General features: G+C 75.0%; 14 protein-coding genes and 1 pseudogene. 11 read left to right on the forward strand and 4 right to left on the reverse strand.

What is annotated here, in order from left to right:
* Positions 1-60 precede the first annotated feature (60 nt).
* Together ACZ4WZ_RS23590 and ACZ4WZ_RS23595 are read left to right on the forward strand one after the other, a co-directional pair.
* Positions 61-648 (forward strand): TetR family transcriptional regulator, encoded by a 588-nt coding sequence (locus ACZ4WZ_RS23590; RefSeq protein ID WP_467893148.1) that lies wholly within the window; start codon positions 61-63, stop codon positions 646-648.
* Positions 649-778: 130 nt separating this feature from the next.
* Positions 779-1,366, forward strand: a pseudogene (locus ACZ4WZ_RS23595) (phosphatase PAP2 family protein); the annotation flags it as partial.
* Between the two features lie 90 nt (positions 1,367-1,456).
* Here the strand turns inward: ACZ4WZ_RS23595 and ACZ4WZ_RS23600 are convergent.
* The 4 genes from ACZ4WZ_RS23600 to ACZ4WZ_RS23615 form a co-directional block, all read right to left on the reverse strand.
* On the reverse strand, positions 1,457-2,152 hold the full coding sequence (locus tag ACZ4WZ_RS23600) for a response regulator (RefSeq protein ID WP_467893150.1): 696 nt from the start codon (positions 2,150-2,152) through the stop codon (positions 1,457-1,459).
* Positions 2,149-3,651: a sensor histidine kinase gene (locus ACZ4WZ_RS23605; protein ID WP_467893185.1), complete on the reverse strand. Its 1,503-nt coding sequence runs from the start codon at positions 3,649-3,651 to the stop codon at positions 2,149-2,151. The genes ACZ4WZ_RS23600 and ACZ4WZ_RS23605 overlap by 4 nt, the downstream gene beginning before the upstream one ends.
* Before the next feature lie 60 nt (positions 3,652-3,711).
* Positions 3,712-5,889: an RNA polymerase recycling motor ATPase HelR gene (helR, locus tag ACZ4WZ_RS23610; protein ID WP_467893151.1), complete on the reverse strand. Its 2,178-nt coding sequence runs from the start codon at positions 5,887-5,889 to the stop codon at positions 3,712-3,714.
* Between the two features lie 211 nt (positions 5,890-6,100).
* Positions 6,101-7,318: a glycosyltransferase gene (locus ACZ4WZ_RS23615; protein WP_467893152.1), complete on the reverse strand. Its 1,218-nt coding sequence runs from the start codon at positions 7,316-7,318 to the stop codon at positions 6,101-6,103.
* A gap of 390 nt (positions 7,319-7,708) precedes the next feature.
* Between ACZ4WZ_RS23615 and ACZ4WZ_RS23620 the strand changes: the two genes are divergently transcribed.
* The 9 genes from ACZ4WZ_RS23620 (at position 7,709) to ACZ4WZ_RS23660 (ending at position 19,604) form a co-directional block, all read left to right on the forward strand.
* On the forward strand, positions 7,709-7,918 hold the full coding sequence (locus tag ACZ4WZ_RS23620; protein WP_467893153.1) for a hypothetical protein: 210 nt from the start codon (positions 7,709-7,711) through the stop codon (positions 7,916-7,918).
* Positions 7,919-7,994: 76 nt separating this feature from the next.
* On the forward strand, positions 7,995-8,405 hold the full coding sequence (locus ACZ4WZ_RS23625) for a hypothetical protein (RefSeq protein WP_467893155.1): 411 nt from the start codon (positions 7,995-7,997) through the stop codon (positions 8,403-8,405).
* 232 nt (positions 8,406-8,637) lie between these two features.
* Complete coding sequence (locus tag ACZ4WZ_RS23630) at positions 8,638-10,461, forward strand: VanW family protein (RefSeq protein WP_467893156.1); 1,824 nt, start codon at positions 8,638-8,640, stop codon at positions 10,459-10,461.
* 146 nt (positions 10,462-10,607) lie between these two features.
* Entirely contained in the window at positions 10,608-13,280 is a 2,673-nt protein-coding gene (locus ACZ4WZ_RS23635; protein WP_467893158.1) for a SpoIIE family protein phosphatase, read from the forward strand.
* A gap of 9 nt (positions 13,281-13,289) precedes the next feature.
* Entirely contained in the window at positions 13,290-13,982 is a 693-nt protein-coding gene (locus tag ACZ4WZ_RS23640; RefSeq protein WP_467893159.1) for a M15 family metallopeptidase, read from the forward strand.
* 192 nt (positions 13,983-14,174) lie between these two features.
* Positions 14,175-16,577 carry an Orn/Lys/Arg family decarboxylase gene (locus tag ACZ4WZ_RS23645; RefSeq protein WP_467893161.1) on the forward strand — a complete coding sequence of 801 codons (2,403 nt, stop codon included), beginning with the start codon at positions 14,175-14,177 and terminating at the stop codon, positions 16,575-16,577.
* A 349-nt stretch (positions 16,578-16,926) separates the two neighbouring features.
* A complete protein-coding gene (gene galT / locus ACZ4WZ_RS23650; RefSeq protein ID WP_467893162.1) occupies positions 16,927-17,955 on the forward strand; it encodes a galactose-1-phosphate uridylyltransferase in 1,029 nt (342 codons plus the stop codon).
* Positions 17,952-19,097, forward strand: a complete 1,146-nt coding sequence (gene galK / locus ACZ4WZ_RS23655; protein ID WP_467893164.1) for a galactokinase — start codon at positions 17,952-17,954, stop codon at positions 19,095-19,097. Before galT ends, galK begins: the two co-directional genes overlap by 4 nt.
* 117 nt (positions 19,098-19,214) lie before the next feature.
* Complete coding sequence (locus ACZ4WZ_RS23660) at positions 19,215-19,604, forward strand: hypothetical protein (protein WP_467893166.1); 390 nt, start codon at positions 19,215-19,217, stop codon at positions 19,602-19,604.
* The last annotated feature ends 170 nt before the right edge of the window (positions 19,605-19,774 follow it).

Genomic DNA, 19,774 nt, shown 5'->3' on the forward strand with positions numbered 1-19,774 from the left:
CGCCCAAACAGTATGGGCGGCTGCCCATACTGGCAATCCCCTTACACCGGGAGGATGTTGATGTCACCGCGAGGAGTGGCCATCGAAGGCCTGCGGGAGCGGCTGTTCGAGGCGGCGGACCGCGTCCTGGCCCGGGACGGCGCCGCCGCCCTGACGAGCCGGGCCGTCACCGAGGAGGCGGGCTGCGCCAAGGGCGTCCTGCACACCCACTTCTCCGGTCTGGACGAGTTCGTCGCCGAACTCGTCCTCCACCGCTTCGGCGCCGCCGCCGCGCTCTCGGAAGACCTCCCGTCCCGGGCGGGCACGGGCGGGGTGGCGGACAACCTCGCGGACGTGAGCTCGGCCGTACTGTCCCTGGACCCGGGGCTCGTGGGGCTGGCCGTCACCCGGCCGGCGGCGGCGCGGCGGGTCCGCGAGGCGTGGGCCGGGGGCGCCCCCGGCTTCGCCGCCATCGAACGGGCCGTCGGCGCGTACCTGCGGACGGAGCAGGAGCTCGGGCGGGTGACGGCCGCCGTGGACGCGGAGTCGGCCGCGCTGGCCCTGGTCGGCACGCTGCACCATCTGCTGATGACCGGCCCGGCCGATGCGGAGGCCTCGTCCCGGGCCCGGGTCGACCGCCTGGTCCGGGCGCTGACCGGCACCGCCTGAACCGCGGCCGGGCAGGGAGCGGGGGCGGCCGCCGTGGTGTCCCCGCTGCCGTCAACCCCGACCATCGTCGGGGGTGGGGGCAATCCTTCGGCCGGGGCGGCCGGAGAGCGGCGCTCCTACCGTCGGCCGCATGGATTCGATCGAACGATGGAGCGGGGGGCGTCGCCTGTCCGTGGCGGTCGCCTCGGCGGGTGCGGGAGCGGCGGCGGTGGCCCGGCTGACGCCCGGCGGCTCATGGGGCGCGAACGCGCCGGTACACGTCACCGCGGGCTGGTCGGCCGACGGCTACCGTGCGCTGACCCGGAGCGTGGCGCAGGGCCCGCCGTGGGCGACGGCCGTCCTGGAGGCGGCGAGTGAGGCCACCTTGCTGCTGCTGGGGCTGCTGCTGGCCTGGGCCGGCTGGAGCGCCCTGCGCCGCCGGGACGCGCCGGGCCTGGCCGGGGCGGTGGCGGCCGCCGCCGGGACCGTCGCCGCCTACGGGACCAGCGAGGCGCTCAAGCTGCTCGTCGGCGAGGAACGTCCGTGCCGCGCCCTGGCCGGGGTCCCGGCCCTCGCGCCGTGTCCCGCGCCGGGCGACTGGTCGTTCCCCAGCAACCACGCCACCCTGGCGGTCGCGCTGGCCGTGGGGGTGGTCCTCGTACGGCCCCGGCTGGCCGCCCTGGCGCTGCCGGTCGGCGGGGCGGCCGCTCTGCTGCGGGTGCTGGTCGGGGTGCACTACCCGCACGACGTGCTGGCCGGCGCGGCACTCGGCACGGCGGCCGCGGTGACGGTACGGCTGCTCGTACTGCCGTTCGCCGTACGGGCGGTGTCAGCCCTCCTCGCGCGGCGGCCGGACGGACGGCACCGGGACCACGCCGGCCTCGTGCGCGACCACGGCCGCCGCGGCCCGGTTGCCGACGCCGAGGCGGGCGAGGATCGAGCTGACGTGGGCCTTCACGGTGCCCTCCGCCAGGCCGAGCCGGCGCGCGATCTGGCCGTTGGAGAACCCGCCGCCGAGGTGGCCGAGCACCTCCCGTTCCCGGCCGGTCAGGGCCTCGACCCGGGCGCGCGCCCCGGAGCGGCGGCCGGCTCCGGCCCCCGCGCCTCCGGCCGCCAGATGGGCGACGACCCGGGCCGCCACCTTCGGTGAGAGATAGGCGGCACCGTCGGCGACGGCGCGGATGCCGGCGATGAGTTCCTCGGGCTCACCGGACTTGATCAGGAAGCCGGCCGCGCCGTCGCCGAGGGCCCGCAGGATGTACTCGTCCTCACCGAAGGTCGTCAGCATCACGACTCCCGTTCCAGGGACGGTCCTGCGGATCTCGGCAGCGGCTTCCAGGCCGCCGGTTCCGGGCATCCGGATGTCGAGGACGGCCACCTGCGGGCGGTGGGACTGGACGAGTTCCACCGCCCGCCGGCCGTCGCCCGCCTCCGCGACCACGGTGATGCCGGGATCGCAGGCGAGGACGGCGCGGATGCCCGCGCGGATCATGGGTTCGTCGTCGGCGATCAGGATCCGGATCATCGGACGGCCTTCCCGGTGTAGTCGTCGGTGGAGACCAGGCGCCCGGCCCGGAAGCAGAGGCGGTAGACGTCCCCCGAGCGGTCGTCGAACGGATCGCCGGTCTGTACGTAGAACTCGCACGCCGCGCCCAGCGGCGCGGCCCCCGGTGCGGCCGGGCGGCGGGTCGTCTGCCGTTCGGGCAGGTACGGCGCCACCTCGGCGCGGGTCTGGCCGACGCGCAGGCGGGCGTAGTCCCCCGGTGGGAGGACCGACTGCCGAGCCGTCACGGTGTCCCACGCACGCACTCCGCCGACCAGCAGGGCGGCGGTGCACAGCGGCACGAGCACGGCCGCGGCGGCGGTACGGCCCAGCCGGCGACGGGCCCTGCGGTGCTCGGGCGGCAGTACGTCGCCCGGCCGGGTCGGGGGCGGGGGCGGCACGGTACCGGGGCGGTGCGGGAGCGTGGCCCGTACGGCGAAACCGCCGCCCTCGGGGCCGGAGGTGAAGGATCCGCCGGCCAGCCGGACGCGTTCGTCGAGGCCGATGAGCCCGAAGTGGTGGTCCTCCGAGGGCACGGAGGCCGGGGTGCCCGGGGCGTGCCGGACGGCGTGGTCCCGGGGCGCGGACCCGCCGGGCACCGGCTCGTCGGTCACACTGACCCGGGTCCGGTCCCCGGTGTGGCGCACGAGGACGGTCACGCGGTGCCCGGGCGCGTGCTTGGCGACGTTCGTGAGGGCCTCCTGGACGACCCGGTGCACGGCCCGCCCGACGGCGGGCGGGCCGTCCTGCGGCCCCGGTTCGCCCTCGACGTCCAGTCGTACGTCGAGGCCCGCCGCGGCCGCCCGGTCCACCAGGTCCTGGATCTCCGCGCGCCCGGCAGCCGGCCCGGAGCCGGGAGCCGAATCGGACGGCTCGCGCAGGACTCCGATCACCTCGCCGAGCCGGTCCACGGCGGCCCCTGCCCTGGCACGGATGTCCTGGGCGGCGGCCCGGTGTTCCTCCGGCAGGCCGGGTGCGAGCTTCAGCGCCCCCGCCGACAGGGCGATGAGGCTGAGGTCGTGGCCGAGCAGGTCGTGCATGTCCTGCGCGATCCGGGTCCGCTCGCGCAGCCGGGCCTGTTCGGCGACCAGCCGCTGTTCCCGCTCCAGCCGCGCGGCCCGCTCCCACCCCGCCCGTACGAGTTCGCGGTACTGGCGCAGGAACCGGCCCGCGAACCACGGCAGCATCGCCGCCACGAGGAGCAGCCCGACGAACCGGCTCGCCCACCCCAGCCACGCCGGCACGAGGAGTACGGCCACCACGGCCGCCGCGAGGACTCCGGACAGGGCCGCCACCGTGCTCCGGTTCCGTCCGGGTCGCCTGCCGCCGAGGAAGGCGCAGACGGCGGCCGGCAGGCCCCACCACAGGGTGGAGACGCCCGTGCCCACGCCGGCCACCGCCCCGGCGAACAGGAGGGCGGACAGGACCGGAACGGGTATCGGCACCCGTCGCGGTACCCGGATCCGGTACGTGTCGATCATCTTTCTCACGGACGCGACCCTACGGAACCCGGCCGGACCCGCGGCACTGCCGAAAGTCCACTACCGCCGGCCGGCTCCGGTGAGGACGACGAGCTGCCGGGTCGCCCGGGTCATCGCGACGTAGCGGTCGACCGCGCCTTCCACGCCCGTGCCGAAGTCCTCCGGGTCGACGAGGACGACCAGGTCGAACTCGAGCCCCTTGGACAGCTGCGGTGTCAGCGACCGGACACGGGAGGTCGTACGGAACGTGGGGTCGCCGATGACGCAGGCGACGCCCTCCGCGTTCGCGGCGAGCCAGGCGTCGAGCACCGAGTCCCGGTCCTCGGCGGATCCGTGGACCACGGGGATGCCGCTGCCGCGGATGGAGGCCGGCACGTTGGCGTCCGGGAGGACGGCCCGGATGACCGGCTCGGCCTCCTCCATGACCTCGCGCGGAGTGCGGTAGTTGACGCTCAGGGAGGCCATGGTGATCCGGTCGAGCCCGATCCGCTCCAGCCGTTCCTGCCAGGACTCCGCGAAGCCGTGCCTGGCCTGGGCCCGGTCGCCGACGATGGTGAAGCTGCGGGAGGGGCAGCGCCGCAGCAGCATCTGCCATTCGGCGTCGGTCAGTTCCTGGGCCTCGTCCACGACGATGTGGGCGAACGGGCCCGCCAGGAGGTCCCGGTCGGCGGCGGGCAGGGCGGTCTCGTCGATCAGACTGTCCTGGAGGTCCTTGCCGTGCAGCATCGTCACCGCCCCTTCGCCGTCGGCGTCGGCCGCGATGACGCTGTCGATGACGCCGGCCATCCGCTCGCGTTCGGCGGCGACAGAGGCCTCGTGACGGCGCTTGCGCAGGGACGCCTGCGAGTCGCCGAGCCGCTGCCGGGCCGCGTCCAGCAGGGGAAGGTCGGACACCGTCCAGTGCCCGGCGTCCTCGCGCTGCAGCGTGCGCACCTCGTCGCGGCTGAGCCAGGGGGCGCACTTGCGCAGGTAGGCGGGCACCGACCACAGGTCGGCGACCAGCTCGGTCGCCTCGAGCATCGGCCACGCCCGGTCCAGGGCGGTGACCAGCTCCCGGTTCTGCCGCAGCGACCTGCGGAACAGGTCCGGCGAGAGGTCGTCGTCGTCCCCGTCGCCCTCGTCGTGGTGCTTGTCGAACAGGATCGTGACCAGTTCCTCCCAGATCTGCTCGCGCGCCTCGTTGTGCGGAGTGCCCGGTTCGACCGCGTCGAACGCCGCGACCCAGTCGTCGGCGGTCAGCCGGACCTCGCCCCAGTGGGTCGTGACGGTCATCCCCTTGGCGGGCGGCTCCTCGTAGAACCTGACGGCCGTCTCGATCGCCCGCACCAGGTCCGCGGACGACTTCAGGCGGGCCGCCTCCGGGTCGCTCTCGACGGCCGCCGTGGCGCCCTCGGCGACCAGGTCCCGGACGGTGCAGGTCTGGACGCCCTCCTCGCCGAGGCTGGGCAGGACGTCGGCGACGTAGGACAGGTAGGGGCGGTGCGGGCCGACGAAGAGCACGCCTCCCCGGCGGTGGCCCAGGCGGGGGTCGGAGTACAGGAGGTGGGCGGTGCGGTGCAGGGCGACGACCGTCTTCCCGGTGCCCGGCCCGCCGTCGACGACGAGGGCGCCGCGGGATCCCGCACGGATGATGGCGTCCTGGTCCGCCTGGATGGTGCCGAGGACGTCCCGCATGCGGGACGACCGGTTGCCGGCGAGGCTCGCGATGAACGCCGACTGGTCGTCGAGCGCGGCGTGCCCCTCCAGCCCGTCGACGGTGAACACCTCGTCCCAGTAGTCACCGATCCGGCCCGCGGTCCAGCGGTACCTGCGGCGGCTCGCCAGGCCCATCGGGCTGGCATGGGTGGCCGCGAAGAACGGCTCGGCCGCCGGGGAGCGCCAGTCGATCAGCAGCCTGCGGCCCGTACTGTCGGTGAGGCCGAACCGCCCGACGTACAGGGGCTCGGGGTCGTCCGCGAGGACGATGCGGCCGAGGCACAGGTCCAGGCCGAAGCGGCGCAGCACGCGAAGGCGCGCGGTCAGCCGGTGGATCTCCGCGTCCCGGTCCATGGCCTCCCGGCCGATGCCGCCGGGCGCCCTGCGCGCGGCGTCGAGCCGCTCGGACACCTCGGCGATCGTCTGCGCGAGGCACTCCTCGATGGCGGTGAAGTGCTGCTCGTCGCCGGCGACCAGCTTCGGGTCGGCCTTGGCGGACAGGTGCTCGGGGAGGTTGAAGACGCTGGTGGTCAGCGGGTTCACGGATGCGGCTCCGATCTGAGGTCGCTCGCGACCTGTGGGGTGCGGTGAGTGCGGTGGGGGCGGGTCTTCCGGGCGGGCGGCCCGGCTCATGCGGAGGCTGGGGCCCGGTTCACGCGGAGCCGGGCACCGGGGGCCGGTTCACTCCGAGGCTGCGGCCCGGTTCACTCCGAGGCTGCGGCCCGGTTCACGCCGAGGCGGGGACCGGGGGCCGTTACCGGCCGAGCTCGTCGAGCAGCCGACGGGCGGCGACGGTCGTTCCGTCGGTACGGACGGTGGCCGCCACGGCGGTGGCGCGTTCGCGGACCCCGGGCGTCAGGACGGCCCCGAGCGCGGCCGAGAGGGAGTCGGCGGTGGGAACCGGCCCGTCGTGTTCCGCGCCGATGCCCAGGTCGCGGACCCGGCCGGCCCAGTACGGCCCGTCCCCGCCCCCGGGTACGACCACCTGGGGAGCCCCGGCCAGGGCGGCGGTCGTCGTGGTGCCCGCGCTGCCGTGGTGGACGACGGCGGCGACCCGGCGGAACAGCGCCTGCTGGTTGACCTCGCCGACGAGGAAGCAGTCGTCGTGGCCGTCGGGCAGGGTCAGGCCGGCCCAGCCCCGGGAGAGGAGCACGCGGCGGCCCCGGGCCCGGACGGCTTCGACGGCCGTCCGGGCGAGGCCCTCCGGGTCGGGGACGGGCGTGCTGCCGAAGCCCACGTACACCGGGGCCTCGCCGGCGTCGAGGAACTCCACCAGGTCGGCGGGGAGCGGCCGTTCGTCCGGCAGGAGCCACGCGCCGGTCTGCACGACGGCCGGCTCCGTCGGCTGCCACGGGGCCAGGGCCGGATCCGTGGCCAGCCACGGCCGGTCGGTGAAGGCGTAGTCGCGCACGCTGTCGACCGGCGGCAGGCCGGCCGAGGCGCGGTGGGTGTTGAGCATCTCCCCGAACATCGTGTGCGCGATCCGGGCGTCCTCGTCCCACAGGGTCCGGTTGGCGACGGTCTCCGGCGGCGCCGGCTGGCCCCGGCGCACGGGCGGCCTGCGGTGCGGCGACGGGAGGCTGACCGGCTGGTGGCTCGCGTGGACGTAGCGGATGCCGAGCTTGTCGGCGACCGAGCGGGCGGCGGCCGCGACCGGCAGCGGGCCGGTCACCACCAGCGCGTCGCAGCCCTCGGCCGCCGCCGCGACCGTGCCGAACTGGGCGGCCATCAGTTCGGAGGCCCGCTCCGCCAGACCGGCCGCCGACCCGGGCGTCACCGTGGTCACCACCGGCCGTACCGGCCGGCCGGCGGGCACCGTCTCCACCCCGAGCCCGGCCAGCCGCTCCACGAACTCCTCGTCCGGCGGGGCGCACACGCGCACCTCGGCGCCCAGCTCCCGCAACCGCACGGCGAGTGCCACGATCGGCTCCACGCTCCCGCGCGATCCGTAGACCGAGAACAACACACGCATGACCGGCTCCCCCGCTTTGATGATCTTGGCTTAGGCCGGTGATTCTGCTGCATCACCAGGGCCTTGCGGCAAGCCCCCCGGTGCGTTATAACTTGAGAGTGGCAAGGAGCGGTTATCCCTCCTTGCCTTTGTCGTTTCCGCCCCGGGTTCCTGTGGAGCGTGCCGAGGGATCGGCGGACGACACTCCCCCTCAGGGCCCGCAGCGGCCGGGCGCCTGCCTGCGCCCGCACGCGTGCACGGCGGTTCCGACCCGCCCCCGCACATCCGTCGTACGCCCGGGACAGCGGGAGCCGCTGGACGTCTTCCACCCGGGCCTGCGGGTGAGCGGTCTGCTCCCGACGCGCGACGCCGCACCCCACGGCTGCGCCACTTCGTGCCGCGCCGCCGCCGTTGGAAGCCCGGCCCGGCACGGTCAAGGCCCTGCGGACCGCGCTGACCGCCGATGCGGCCGACGGCGAGGTGCTGCTGACGGCGTCGGCGCTGGGGCTCGACGCGCTGCCGCCGGGCGGGTTACAGGACGGCCTGGCGCACGGACTGTTGTGCCTGGACGACCTGGACCGCCCCCTCCAGTACCCGCTCCTCGTGGACCGGGCCACATAATGGCACCGCCCGCACCGGCCCGCACCGGCCTGGCCGGGACCCGCACGGCCCGCACCGACCGAGGAACGAAGGATCCATGACGCTGAAGGAAGGCCGGCGGGTGAGGCTCGCGGCGGACATCAGGCTGGCCGACGAGCTGGCCGCCGCGGACGGCTCCGCCGGCTCCCCCGCGCCCGTGCCCGGGTTCCTCGCCCTGGCGGCGGGCAGCGAGGGGACCGTCGAGCGGGTGGACGACGAGGAGCGGCGCGAGAGCCACGGGGTGCGCGAGTACCAGCGCCTCACGTCGCTCTTCGAGTCCTTCGGGCACGCCATGCCCCCGGAGAGCAAGCGGCAGCTGGAGGAGCGGATCGCCGCCCTGGAACCCGAGTGGGCCGCCTTCCAGGAGCAGCGGCCCGGGGTGCGGCTCCGCGTCCGCTTCGACAACGGGTTCGTCCTCGACGGGACGCCCGGGGAGCTGTTCACCGAGGCGGCCGGCGGGGCCGGCTGAGCGGGTGCGGCCCGGGGTGGCGGACCGCCCCCGGCCGCACCGCCCGGCAGGGCGGCCCGCCGGCCTCACCACTCCCCGTGAGGGCTTTGCCTGATTTGTGAGAACGGTTACCTTCTCACCCGAATGGCGCGCTTCCAGGTTCATCATGGTTGACCGGAACTGTCGTCTACGCGCCCCCCGCCCCGGCCCCCGAGGCCGCCCGGCGACCGGGTCGGCGCCACAAGGGAGAGCCGTGCGACCTGCGGGCAGCTGGACGGGGAAGAACTGGCGGATCGCGCTGCCGGTGGCGGGAGGCGCCTTCGTGCTCGGGTTCGGCGGCCTGTACGCCGCCGGACTCGCCCTTGGCGACGACATCGCCGACGGCACCCGCGTGCGGGGCGTCGACATCGGCGGCATGAGCCGCGCGGCGGCGCGGAGCACGCTCCTGCGGGAGCTCGGGCCGCTGGCCGGCGCCCCGATCCCGGCGGGGATCGGGGACCGCGTCGAGCAGGTCGTACCGGCGTCCGTCGGGCTCTCCCTCGACGCCTCCGCGACCGCCGACCGCGCCTCGCACACCGGATACGGGCCGGTCGGCGTCATCGGCCGGCTCTTCGCCTCCGGCGACCCGGACGTCGAGCCCGTGATCCGTACCGACGAGCGGGCCGCCCGCGCCGGGATCGACCGGCTCGCCGCGAGCACCGCGCAGCCGGTCCGCGACGGGGCCATCACCTTCGACGCCGGCCGGCCGGAGGTCGTCACCGCGCGGACCGGCGTCTCCCTGGTCCGGGAGCGGGCCCTCGACACGCTGCGGGAGGCCTACCTGCGGCCGCGCCCGGCCGGCACCCCCGTCGCCCTTCCGGTCACCCGCACCGAGCCCCGGGTCGGCGCGGACGAGACCGGACGCGCCCTGCGCGAGTTCGCCGTACCGGCGGTCTCCGGGCCGGTCACCCTCACCGTGGCCGGTGCCCGCATACCCCTCAGCCCCGTGGTCCTGGGCGAGCACCTGAAGATGAACGCCGACGACGGCGGGCGCCTGGTCCCGGCCCTGGACTCCGAGGCCCTGCTCGGCGACCCCGCGGTGGCCGGCCCCGTCACGGACGCCGCCGGAGCGCCGCGCGACGCCGCGCTCGGCGTGGACGCGGACGGCCGCGTACAGGTCACGGAGCGCAGCCGCGCCGGCCGGCAGGTCACCGAGGAGGCCCTCGGCCGGGCCGTGATGCCCGCACTGACCCGCTCGGGCGCGGACCGCAGCGCGGAGGTGGCCACCACGGCCGTCGAACCGGAGCTCACCGATGCCGAGGTGCGCCGCCTCGGCATCAAGGAGCAGCTCTCCTCCTTCACCGTCGAGTTCCCGGCCGCCCCGTACCGGACCAAGAACATCGGCCGGGCCGTGGAGCTGATCAACGGTTCCCTGGTCATGCCCGGCAAGGAGTGGAGCTTCAACCGCACGGTCGGTGAGCGCACCGCGGAGAACGGCTTCGTCGACGGAATCATGATCAACGACGGCCGGTACGTGAAGTCGCCCGGCGGTGGTGTCTCGGCGGTCGCCACCACGATGTTCAACGCCATGTTCTTCGCCGGCCTCAAGCCGGTCGAGTACGGGGCGCACTCGTTCTACATCGAGCGGTACCCGGAGGGCCGGGAGGCCACCGTCGCCTGGGGCAGCCTCGACCTGCGCTGGCTCAACGACTCGGGCCACGCGGTCTACGTCAAGGCGTCCTCGACCGACACCTCGCTGACGATCAGCCTCCTCGGTACGAAGAAGTACGACGAGATACGCGCCACCAAGGGCCCGCGCACCAACGTCAAGCCGCCCGCCAAGCGCAAGGGCACCGGACCGGCCTGCGAGGTCCAGACGCCCCTGGAGGGCTTCGACGTCACCGTCGGCCGGATCTTCGTCAAGGACGGCCGGGAGGTCAGGCGCGAGGAGCGCACGACGCACTACACCCCGCGCGACGAGGTGACCTGCGAGCCGGAGGCCGCCCCCGGCACGGCCCCGGGCGGCGCTCCGGCCGCCGCACCGGCGGACGACGCTCCGGCGGCGGCCGCCGCCGCGGACCCGGCACGGGGCCGGTAGGGGGCCGGTAGGGGGCCGGTAGGGGGCCGGGCCGTCACCCACGGTGACCGGCGGCGCGCGCGGTGCGCACGTCGGGGGCCGTGGGGCGCCGGAAGTGCTACAACTGGGGACGTGACCCTTCCTCGCCAGCCGTACCGGGCAATGCGGTGCGGTCACCCCTGAGCAAGGGATTCAAGAGCGTCGCCGGACAGGTGTTCGTCCTTCAGGTGGCGATCGTGGTGTTGCTCGCCGCCGGTGCCCTCCTGGCGCTGCTCCTGCAGTCCCGCCACGACGTCGACCGTGAGGCACGCAACCGGTCGATCGCCGTCGCCCAGACCTTCGCGCACTCCCCCGACCTGCGGGAAGCGCTGCGCACACCCGATCCCTCCGTCATCCTGCAGCCCCTCGCCGAGGCCACCCGCAAGGCCGCCGGGGTCGACTTCATCGTCGTCATGGACACCCGGGGGATCCGCTACAGCCATCCGAAGCCGGACCGCATCGGCAAGCGTTTCGTGGGCACCATCGAGCCCTCGCTCGCCGGCCGGGTCCACACCGAGAGCGTGCGGGGGCCGCTCGGCAAGGAGATCCAGGCGGTGGTGCCGGTCACCGCGCCGGACGGCCGGGTCGTCGCGCTGGTGTCGGCGGGCCTGACCGTGGAGAACGTCAGCGGTGCCTTCGACCGCCAGCTCCCCGTCATCCTCCTGGTGATGGCCACCGGCCTGGCCCTCGCCACCGCCGGCACGGCGCTGACCAGCCGCCGCCTGCGCCGCCAGACGCACGGGCTCGGCCCCCAGGAGATGACCCGGATGTACGAGCACCACGACGCGGTGCTCCACTCCGTCCGCGAGGGGGTCCTGATCACGGACGGCGACGGGCGGCTGGTCCTGGCGAACGACGAGGCGAAGCGGCTGCTCGGGCTGCCCGAAGGGGCCGAGGGCCTGCACATCGGCGAGGTACCGGGCCTGGACAACCGGATGGCCGACCTGCTGCTGTCGGGCCGGGTGGCCACCGACGAGGTGCTGGAGACCGGGGACCGGCTCCTCGTCGTCAACCAGCGGCCCACCCACCCGCACGGCCGGCCCGAGGGCGCCGCCGTCACCATCCGCGACTCCACCGACATGCAGGTCCTCACCGGCCGCGCGGAGGCCGCCCGCAAGCGCCTCAAGCTGCTGTACGACGCCACCGGTGACATCGGCACCACCCTCGACGTGGAACGGACCGCCCAGGAGCTCGCCGACGTCGCCGTGCCCCGCTTCGCGGACTTCGTCACCGTCGACCTGGCCAACCCGGTGCTCGACGGCGATGAGCCCGGTCCCGGCTCCGACATGCTGCGCACCGCGGTCAGCGGGATCCGCGCCGACCACCCGCTGTACCCGCTCGGCCGGCTGATCGAGTTCAAGCCCACCACTCCGCAGGCCCGCGGCTACGACACCGGGAAGACGGAACTGGTGCCCCACCTGGCCGACGCGCCGGGGTGGCACGTCCAGGACCCCCGGCGGGCTTCCGCCATCGTCGAGTACGGCATCCACTCGCTGATCGCGGCGCCGCTCAAGGCCAGGGGCGTGGTCCTCGGCGTGGTCAACTTCTGGCGGGCCGCCAAGCCGGAACCCTTCGACGAGGACGACGTGTCGCTGGCCGAGGAGCTGGTCGCCCGCGCCGCCGTCGCCATGGACAACGCCCGCCGCTACACCCGTGAGCACACGCTGGCCGTCACCCTCCAGCGCAGCCTGCTGCCCCGCGGCCTGCCCGAGCAGAGCGCCGTGGACGCGGCGCACTGCTACCTGCCGGCGCAGTCCGGGGTCGGCGGTGACTGGTTCGACGTGATCCCGCTGCCGGGCGGCCGGGTCGCCCTGGTCGTCGGGGACGTGGTCGGGCACGGGCTGCACGCCGCGGCCACGATGGGCCGGCTGCGCACGGCGGTGCACAACTTCACCTCCCTCGACCTGCCGCCCGACGAACTCCTCGCCCGCCTGGACGACCTCGTGCAGCGCATCGACGAGGACGACACCGACGGCGCCGCCGGCGTGCTCGGCGCGACCTGCCTGTACGCCGTCTACGACCCGGTCTCCCGGTACTGCACCCTGTCCCGGGCCGGGCACCTGCCACCGATGGTGGTCGCCCCGGACGGCACCACGGAGATCGTCGACGTGCCGGCCGGTCCCCCGCTCGGGCTGGGCGGCATGCCGTTCGAGACGAGCGAGCTACGCCTGGCGGAGGGCAGCCAGCTCGTGCTGTACACGGACGGCCTGGTGGAGCAGCGGACCCGGGACATCGAGGAGGGGCTGGAGCTGCTGCGCGCGGCGCTCAGCCACCCGGACCGGGACCCGCAGGAGAGCTGTCACGCCGTCCTGGACGCCATGCTGCCGGCCCGGCCCACCGACGACGTGGCCCTGCTCATCGCCAGGACCCGGACCCTCGGCCCCGACCGGGTCGCGCAGTGGGAGGTGCCGCCGCGGGCGAGCGGGGTCGGCGTCGTACGGAACCTGGCGTCCGCGAAGCTCGTCGAGTGGGGGATGGAGGAGCTCGCCTTCACCACCGAGCTCATCCTCAGCGAGCTGATCACCAACGCGCTGCGGCACGGCGGCCCGCCGGTCCGGGTCCGGCTGATCCACGACCACACGCTGACCTGTGAGGTGTGGGACGGCAGCAGCACCGCCCCGCACCTGCGGTACGCGGCCACCACGGACGAGGGCGGGCGCGGGCTGTTCCTGGTGGCGCAGCTCAGCGAGCACTGGGGCACCCGGTACACCGCCGAGGGCAAGGTCATCTGGTCGGAGCAGGGGTTGCAGGGCCACCCGGACGGCGTACCGCTGGAGGTCTTCGGGGACCTCGGACCGTAGCGTGGAGGGGTGCGCCCCACGCGCTCCGTGTCCGCCTGCCTGACCGCGGTCGCCGTGCTGTACGCGAGCGCGACGCCCGGTTGCGCGCCCGCCGCCCGCGAGCGCTCCGGGGCGCCGGTACGGGCTGCCGCGCCGGTGCTCGCGGCGCAGGTGACGGAGGTGCCGGCGGGGAAGCTGGGGGCGAGCATGCGGGCCGGGTGCCCGGTGACGGCGGACCGGCTGCGGCTGATCCGGATGAACCACTGGGGCTTCGACGGGAAGGTCCACCGGGGCGAGCTGGTCGTCCACCGGGACGCGGTGCGGCCCCTGCTGTACGTGTTCGGCCGGGCCCTGGACGCCCGCTTCCCGATCCGGCGGATGCGGGTGACGGCCCACTACGGCGGCGACGACCGCGCGGCGATGGCCGACGACAACACCTCGGCCTTCAACTGCAGGCAGGTGACCGGGGACTCCGGGAGGCTTTCGCGGCACTCGTGGGGTCTCGCGGTCGACGTCAACCCGGTCGAGAACCCGTACGTGGACCGGCACGGGGTGGTGCATCCGGCGGCGGGCCGGGCCTATCTGCGCCGGGACCCGGTCCGCCCCGGGATGATCACGGCGGACGGGGTGGTGGCCAGGGCGTTCCGCCGGGTCGGCTGGCACTGGGGCGGCGACTGGTGGTCCCGCCCGGACTACCAGCACTTCTCGTCCGACGGCGGATAGGCCCTGTCGCCGAGGCGGCGCGGCGACCCGGCGGAAGACGCAGCGGCGGCTCGGCCCCGGGCATCACGCAGGGTCGCCGCCACGCCCACCTGCGGGTGAAGTCTCCTCCACGACCGGCCCGGGCGCCCGGGCGGCCGGAAGACTGGGCGCCGGTACGGGCTCGCGTACCCATGAACGCGTGGAGCGGATGAGATGACGAACGGCACGGTCCTGCTGGCACTGCGGGAGAACCCCATGGGCGGGGGTGTCAGTGCCGAGCAGCTGCGGCGCATCGGCAAGGAGCTGGAGAACCAGGGGCTGGAACTGCGCTGGGCGCCCAGTGCGCGGGACGCGCGCGCCGCCCTGCACACCGAGGCCGGTCTCGCGGCGGCCGTGGTCTCCTGGGACCTGCCGCGCACGGCGGGCGGCCCGAGCGAGGAGGGCGGTGGCGGGGAGGTCCTGCGGTACGTGGGGAGCCGCTTCAAGGACCTGCCGGTCTTCCTGGTGATGGCGGACGACTCCGACCAGGACCTGGAGCGGCTGCCGCTGTGGGTGTCGGAGACGGTGGTCGGCTACATCTGGCCGCTGGAGGACACGCCCTCCTTCATCGCCGGCCGGGTCGCGACGGCGGCCCGCGGCTACCACCGGGACCTGCTGCCGCCGTTCTTCAGGGCGCTGCGCCGCTTCGAGGACTCCCACGAGTACTCCTGGCACACTCCCGCGCACTCCGGCGGTGTCGCCTTCCTCAAGTCCCCGGCCGGGCGGGCGTTCTTCGACTACTACGGAGAGCGGCTGTTCCGCACCGACCTGTCGATCTCCGTGGGGGAGCTCGGGTCGCTCTTCGAGCACAACGGTCCGATCGGTGAGGCCGAGCGCAACGCCGCCCGGGTCTTCGGCTCCGACCGCACGTACTTCGTCCTGCACGGCGACTCCACCGCGGACCGGATGGTCGGCCACTACAGCGTGACGACCGACGAGATCGCGCTCGTGGACCGCAACTGCCACAAGTCGGTGCTCCACGGGCTGGTGATCTCCGGGGCGCGCCCCGTCTACCTGGTGCCGACCCGCAACGGCTACGGGCTCGCCGGCCCGCTGCCGCCCGCGGTGACCGACCCGGCGGCGGTGGCCGCGAGGATCGCGGCGAACCCGCTGACGGCCGGGGCGCTCTCGCCGGAGGCGCAGTACGCGGTGGTCACCAACTCCACGTACGACGGCCTGTGTTACGACACGGTGGCGACGGCACGGGCGTTCGCGCCGAGCACGCCGCGGCTGCACTTCGACGAGGCCTGGTTCGCGTACGCCCGTTTCCACCCGCTGTACGCGGGCCGTTACGGCATGGCCGTCGGGCCGGACACCTTCCCGGACACCGACACCGGCACCGGCACCGGCACGGACGCAGGCAGCGACGCCGGGCCGGGCCGGCCCACCGTCTTCGCCACCCAGTCCACGCACAAGCTGCTGGCCGCCCTCTCGCAGTGCGCGATGGTGCACGTCAAGTCGGCGCCGCGGGCCCCCGTCGAACACGAGCGGTTCAACGAGGCGTTCATGATGCACGGCACCACCTCGCCGCTGTACCCGGCGATCGCCTCCCTGGACGTGGCGACGGCGATGATGGACGGTCCGCAGGGCCAGTGGCTGATCGACGAGGCGGTGACGGAGGCGATCCGGTTCCGCCAGGCCGTGGTCCGCACCGGGCGCCGCATCGCCGCCGCCGGGGACCGGCCGGGCTGGTTCTTCGGCGTGTGGCAGCCGGAGACGGTCGTCGATCCGGCGACGGGGGCGCGGATCGGGTTCGCGGACGCCCCCGCCGCCCTGCTGAGCCGGGAGCCGGCCTGCTGGCACCTGGAGCCGGGCGCCGACTGGCACGGTTTCGCCGGCCTCGGCGAGGGCTACTGCCTGCTGGACCCGGTCAAGGTCACCCTGACCTGCCCCGGAGTGACGGCCACGGGCGAGACCGATGACTGGGGCATTCCGGCGCGGATCCTGACCGCCTACCTGGCGGGCCGGGGGATCGTCGTCGAGAAGACCGACAGCTACACCACGCTGATCCTCTTCTCGATGGGCATCACCAAGGGCAAGTGGGGCACCCTGATGGACGCCCTGATGGACTTCAAGGGGCTGTACGACGCGGACGCCCCGCTGGACCGGGTGCTTCCGGAACTGGTCGAGCAGTTCCCGCTGCGGTACGGGCGCACCACCCTCGCCGGCCTGTGCCGGCAGATGCACGAGCACCTCACGCGGGCCGAGCTGATCACCGCCCTGGACGCGGCCTTCCAGGAACTGCCGGAGCCGGTGGCCCCGCCGCGCCACTGCTACCAGCAGCTGATCCGGGGCGGCACCGAGCGGGTACGGCTCGCGGACGCCGCCGGAAGGGTGGCCGCGGCGATGGTGACCGTGACCCCGCCGGGGATCCCCGTGCTGATGCCCGGGGAGTCCACCGGCGCCGAGGACGGGCCGCTGCTGAGGTACCTGCGGGCCCTGGAGGCCTTCGACCGGGCCTTCCCGGGCTTCCACAGCGAGGCCCACGGGGTGTCGGTGGATCCCGGGAGCGGCGACTACCTCATCGAGTGCGTCCGCGCGGCCGGCCGTGAGGAGGCCGGCCGACCCGCTCGGTGACGGTGTGACGGGAGCCCGCGGACGGGGTGGCGCGGGCGCGGTCACCCCGTCCGCGGCCTTGGCGGGGTCGGCACCCGGGTTCCGTTCGTCGCGAGCGGGCCGGTGCCCGGGCAGCGGTCCCCGCCCGGGGCGTCGGGGAGCGCCGGCGTGCGGACCCAGGCGTGCCGCGGCGGGCATCCGGACCACCGCCAGCACACGCCGTCCGCCCGGTATCGCACGGGTGATCCATTCCCGGACGGCCGTATGATCGAGCCCGGTCGGCCCCGTTCGGGGAGGGCCGCGCACGCCTGCCGCCGCGGCCCCGGGCGCCGTCCGAGAACTCCACGATCACAGAGGCGAGGACCTGCACGTGCACAGGACCGTCACCGAACTCGCGGACGGCCGCGAGCTCATCTACTACGACAGCGCCCCCGGCCGGGACCGCGAGGCCAAGGACCTGCGGCCGCTCGACCCCGTCGAGAGCACGCCCGAGCTGCGCCGGGATCCGGCCACCGGCGACTGGGTCACCATCGCCGCCCACCGGCAGTCCCGCACCTACCACCCGCCCGCCGACGCCTGCCCGCTCTGTCCCTCCCGGGACGGCCGGCCGAGCGAGATCCCGGCCGCCGACTACGAGGTGGCCGTCTTCGAGAACCGTTTCCCCTCGCTCTCCGGCCGGGCCGGCCGCTGCGAGGTGGTGTGCTTCACCCCGGAGCACGACGCCGGTTTCGCCGCCCTCACCCCCGAGCGGGCCCGGCTGGTGCTGGACGCCTGGACCGACCGCACCGCCGAACTGTCGGCCCGTCCCGGCGTGCACCAGGTCTACTGCTTCGAGAACCGGGGCACCGAGATCGGCGTCACCCTCCCCCACCCGCACGGCCAGATCTATGCCTTCTCCGCCCCCACCCCGCGCACCGTCAAGCACCTCGCCGCTGCCGCCGCCCACCGGGCGGCCACCGGGCGCAACCTCTTCGAGGACCTGCTCGGCGAGGCCCGCGCGGCCACCGAACGCGTGGTCCTCGCCGGGGAGCACTGGACGGCCTTCGTCCCGTACGCCGCCCGCTGGCCCTACGAGGTCCACCTGTACCCGCACCGCAGGGTGGCCGGTCTGACCGGCCTCGACGAAGCGGAGCGGGCCGAGTTCCCCGGGCTGTACCTGGACCTGCTGCGGCGCTTCGACCGGCTCTTCGGGCTGGCGGAGCCCACTCCGTACATCTCCGCCTGGCACCAGGCCCCGCTCGTGGGCGGTGGGGAACTCGCCCTGCACCTCGAGCTGTTCACGGTCCGGCGGACCGCCGACAAGCTGAAGTTCCTGGCCGGCACCGAATCCGGCATGGACGCCTTCATGAACGACGTGGCTCCCGAGACCGCGGCCCGGCGACTGCGGGAGGTCCGGTGAGCACGCGGGTGCGCCGGGACTTCGAGCGGATCCACGGCCGTGCCCCGGAGGGGGTCTGGGCCGCCCCGGGCCGGGTGAACCTGATCGGTGAACACACCGACTACAACGACGGCTTCGCCCTCCCCATGGCCCTGCCGCAGACCACGGTGCTCGCCGCCGGCCGCCGCGACGACGGCGTGCTGCGGGTGCACAGCGCCCAGGGCGACGGGCGGGTCAGCGAGTTCGCGGTGGCGGAGCTCGCTCCGGGCGGGGGCGGCGGCTGGGCCCGCTATCCCGCCGGAGTGGTCTGGGCGCTGCGCGAGCGGGGTCTGGCCGTCGGCGGTGCCGACCTGCACCTGGACAGCTCGGTGCCCACCGGTGCGGGGCTGTCCTCGTCGGCGGCCCTCGAGTGCGCGGTGGCCGTCGCGTACGACGAGCTGTACGGGCTGGGGCTGTCCCGGCCGGAGCTGGCGCGGGTGGCGCAGCACGCGGAGAACGCCTTCGCCGGTGTGCCGTGCGGGGTCATGGACCAGATGGCCTCGCTGTGCTGTGCCGAGGGCGGCGCCCTGTACCTGGACAGCCGCGGTCTGGACGTCCGGCAGGTCCCCTTCGACCTCGCCGGGCACGGCCTGACCCTGCTGGTGCTGGACACCCGGGTCAAGCACGACCTCGCCGACGGGGCGTACGCCGCCCTGCGGGCCGGGTGCGAGCGGGCGGCGCGGCTGCTGGGCCTGCCCGCCCTGCGGGACCTCGCCGAGACGGAGCTGCCGGAGGCCCTGACGGAGCTGCCCGGGGAACTCGTCCCGCTGGTGCGGCACGTGGTCACCGAGAACGGCCGGGTCGGCCGGGCCGTCGAGCGTCTGGCGGCGGGCGAGCCGGAGGCCCTGGGCCCGCTGCTGACCGCCGGGCACGCCTCCCTCCGGGACGACTACCGGGTGTCCTGCCCGGAGACCGACCTCGCGGTGGAGGCCGCCGTCGCCGCGGGTGCGCTGGGTGCCCGGATGACCGGCGGCGGGTTCGGGGGCTCCGTGATCGCCCTGGTCCCGGCGGAGCGGGCCGCGTCCGTGGGCGGGGCCGTGACGGATGCCTTCGCGGCGGCCGGGTTCGCTCCCCCGGCGGTGCTGGAGGCCGTGCCCTCGGCGGGAGCCCGCAGGATCGCCTGACCCGGCCGGGGCGGGAGACCGCCCGACGCGGCCGGGGCGGAAGACAGCGTTCCTACTCGGGTGGGGGTGAGTATCCGCGCTCTGCCGGGGCGGCCGGGCCGGCCGAACACTGGAGGCATGAACAAGCGAACGCACGGACCGGCTCACGAACTGTCGGCGGCCCTGGTGCTGGCCGGGGTGGCGATGGCGGCCTGGGCCGCCTGGCTGGGGTGGGACCAGCAGCGGGACGTCCAGCCCGACGGTTCGACGACCGGCCCCTACGGGGCGTGGCAGGTGATCGGGCTCGTGCTCACCCTGCTGGTGCCGGTGTACTGGGCGGCCGCCCGGCAGTACGTCCTGGCCGCGGTGCTCGGCACCAGCGCCGGGTTGGGCGCGGCCGCCTTCGTCGACTGGTCGGACGACGGGAGCGGGCTGTTCGTGATCGGCGTGGGCATGGTCGTGATCGGAAGCCTGGTGGTGACCGGTGCGCTGGCGCTCGGGGTCGCCTCGCTGAAGCGGAGGCCTTGATACCGCCGATACCGCCGATACCGCCGATACCGCCCGATGTTCCGCTCGCGGATCCTGACCGCGCCGACGGGTCCCGGGGGGGGGGGGGGGGGGGGGGGGGGGGGGGGGGGGGGGGGGGGGGGGGGGGGGGGGGGGGGGGGGGGGGGGGGGGGGGGGGGGGGGGGGGGGGG

Source organism: Streptomyces sp. NPDC029122 (genome assembly GCF_055569445.1).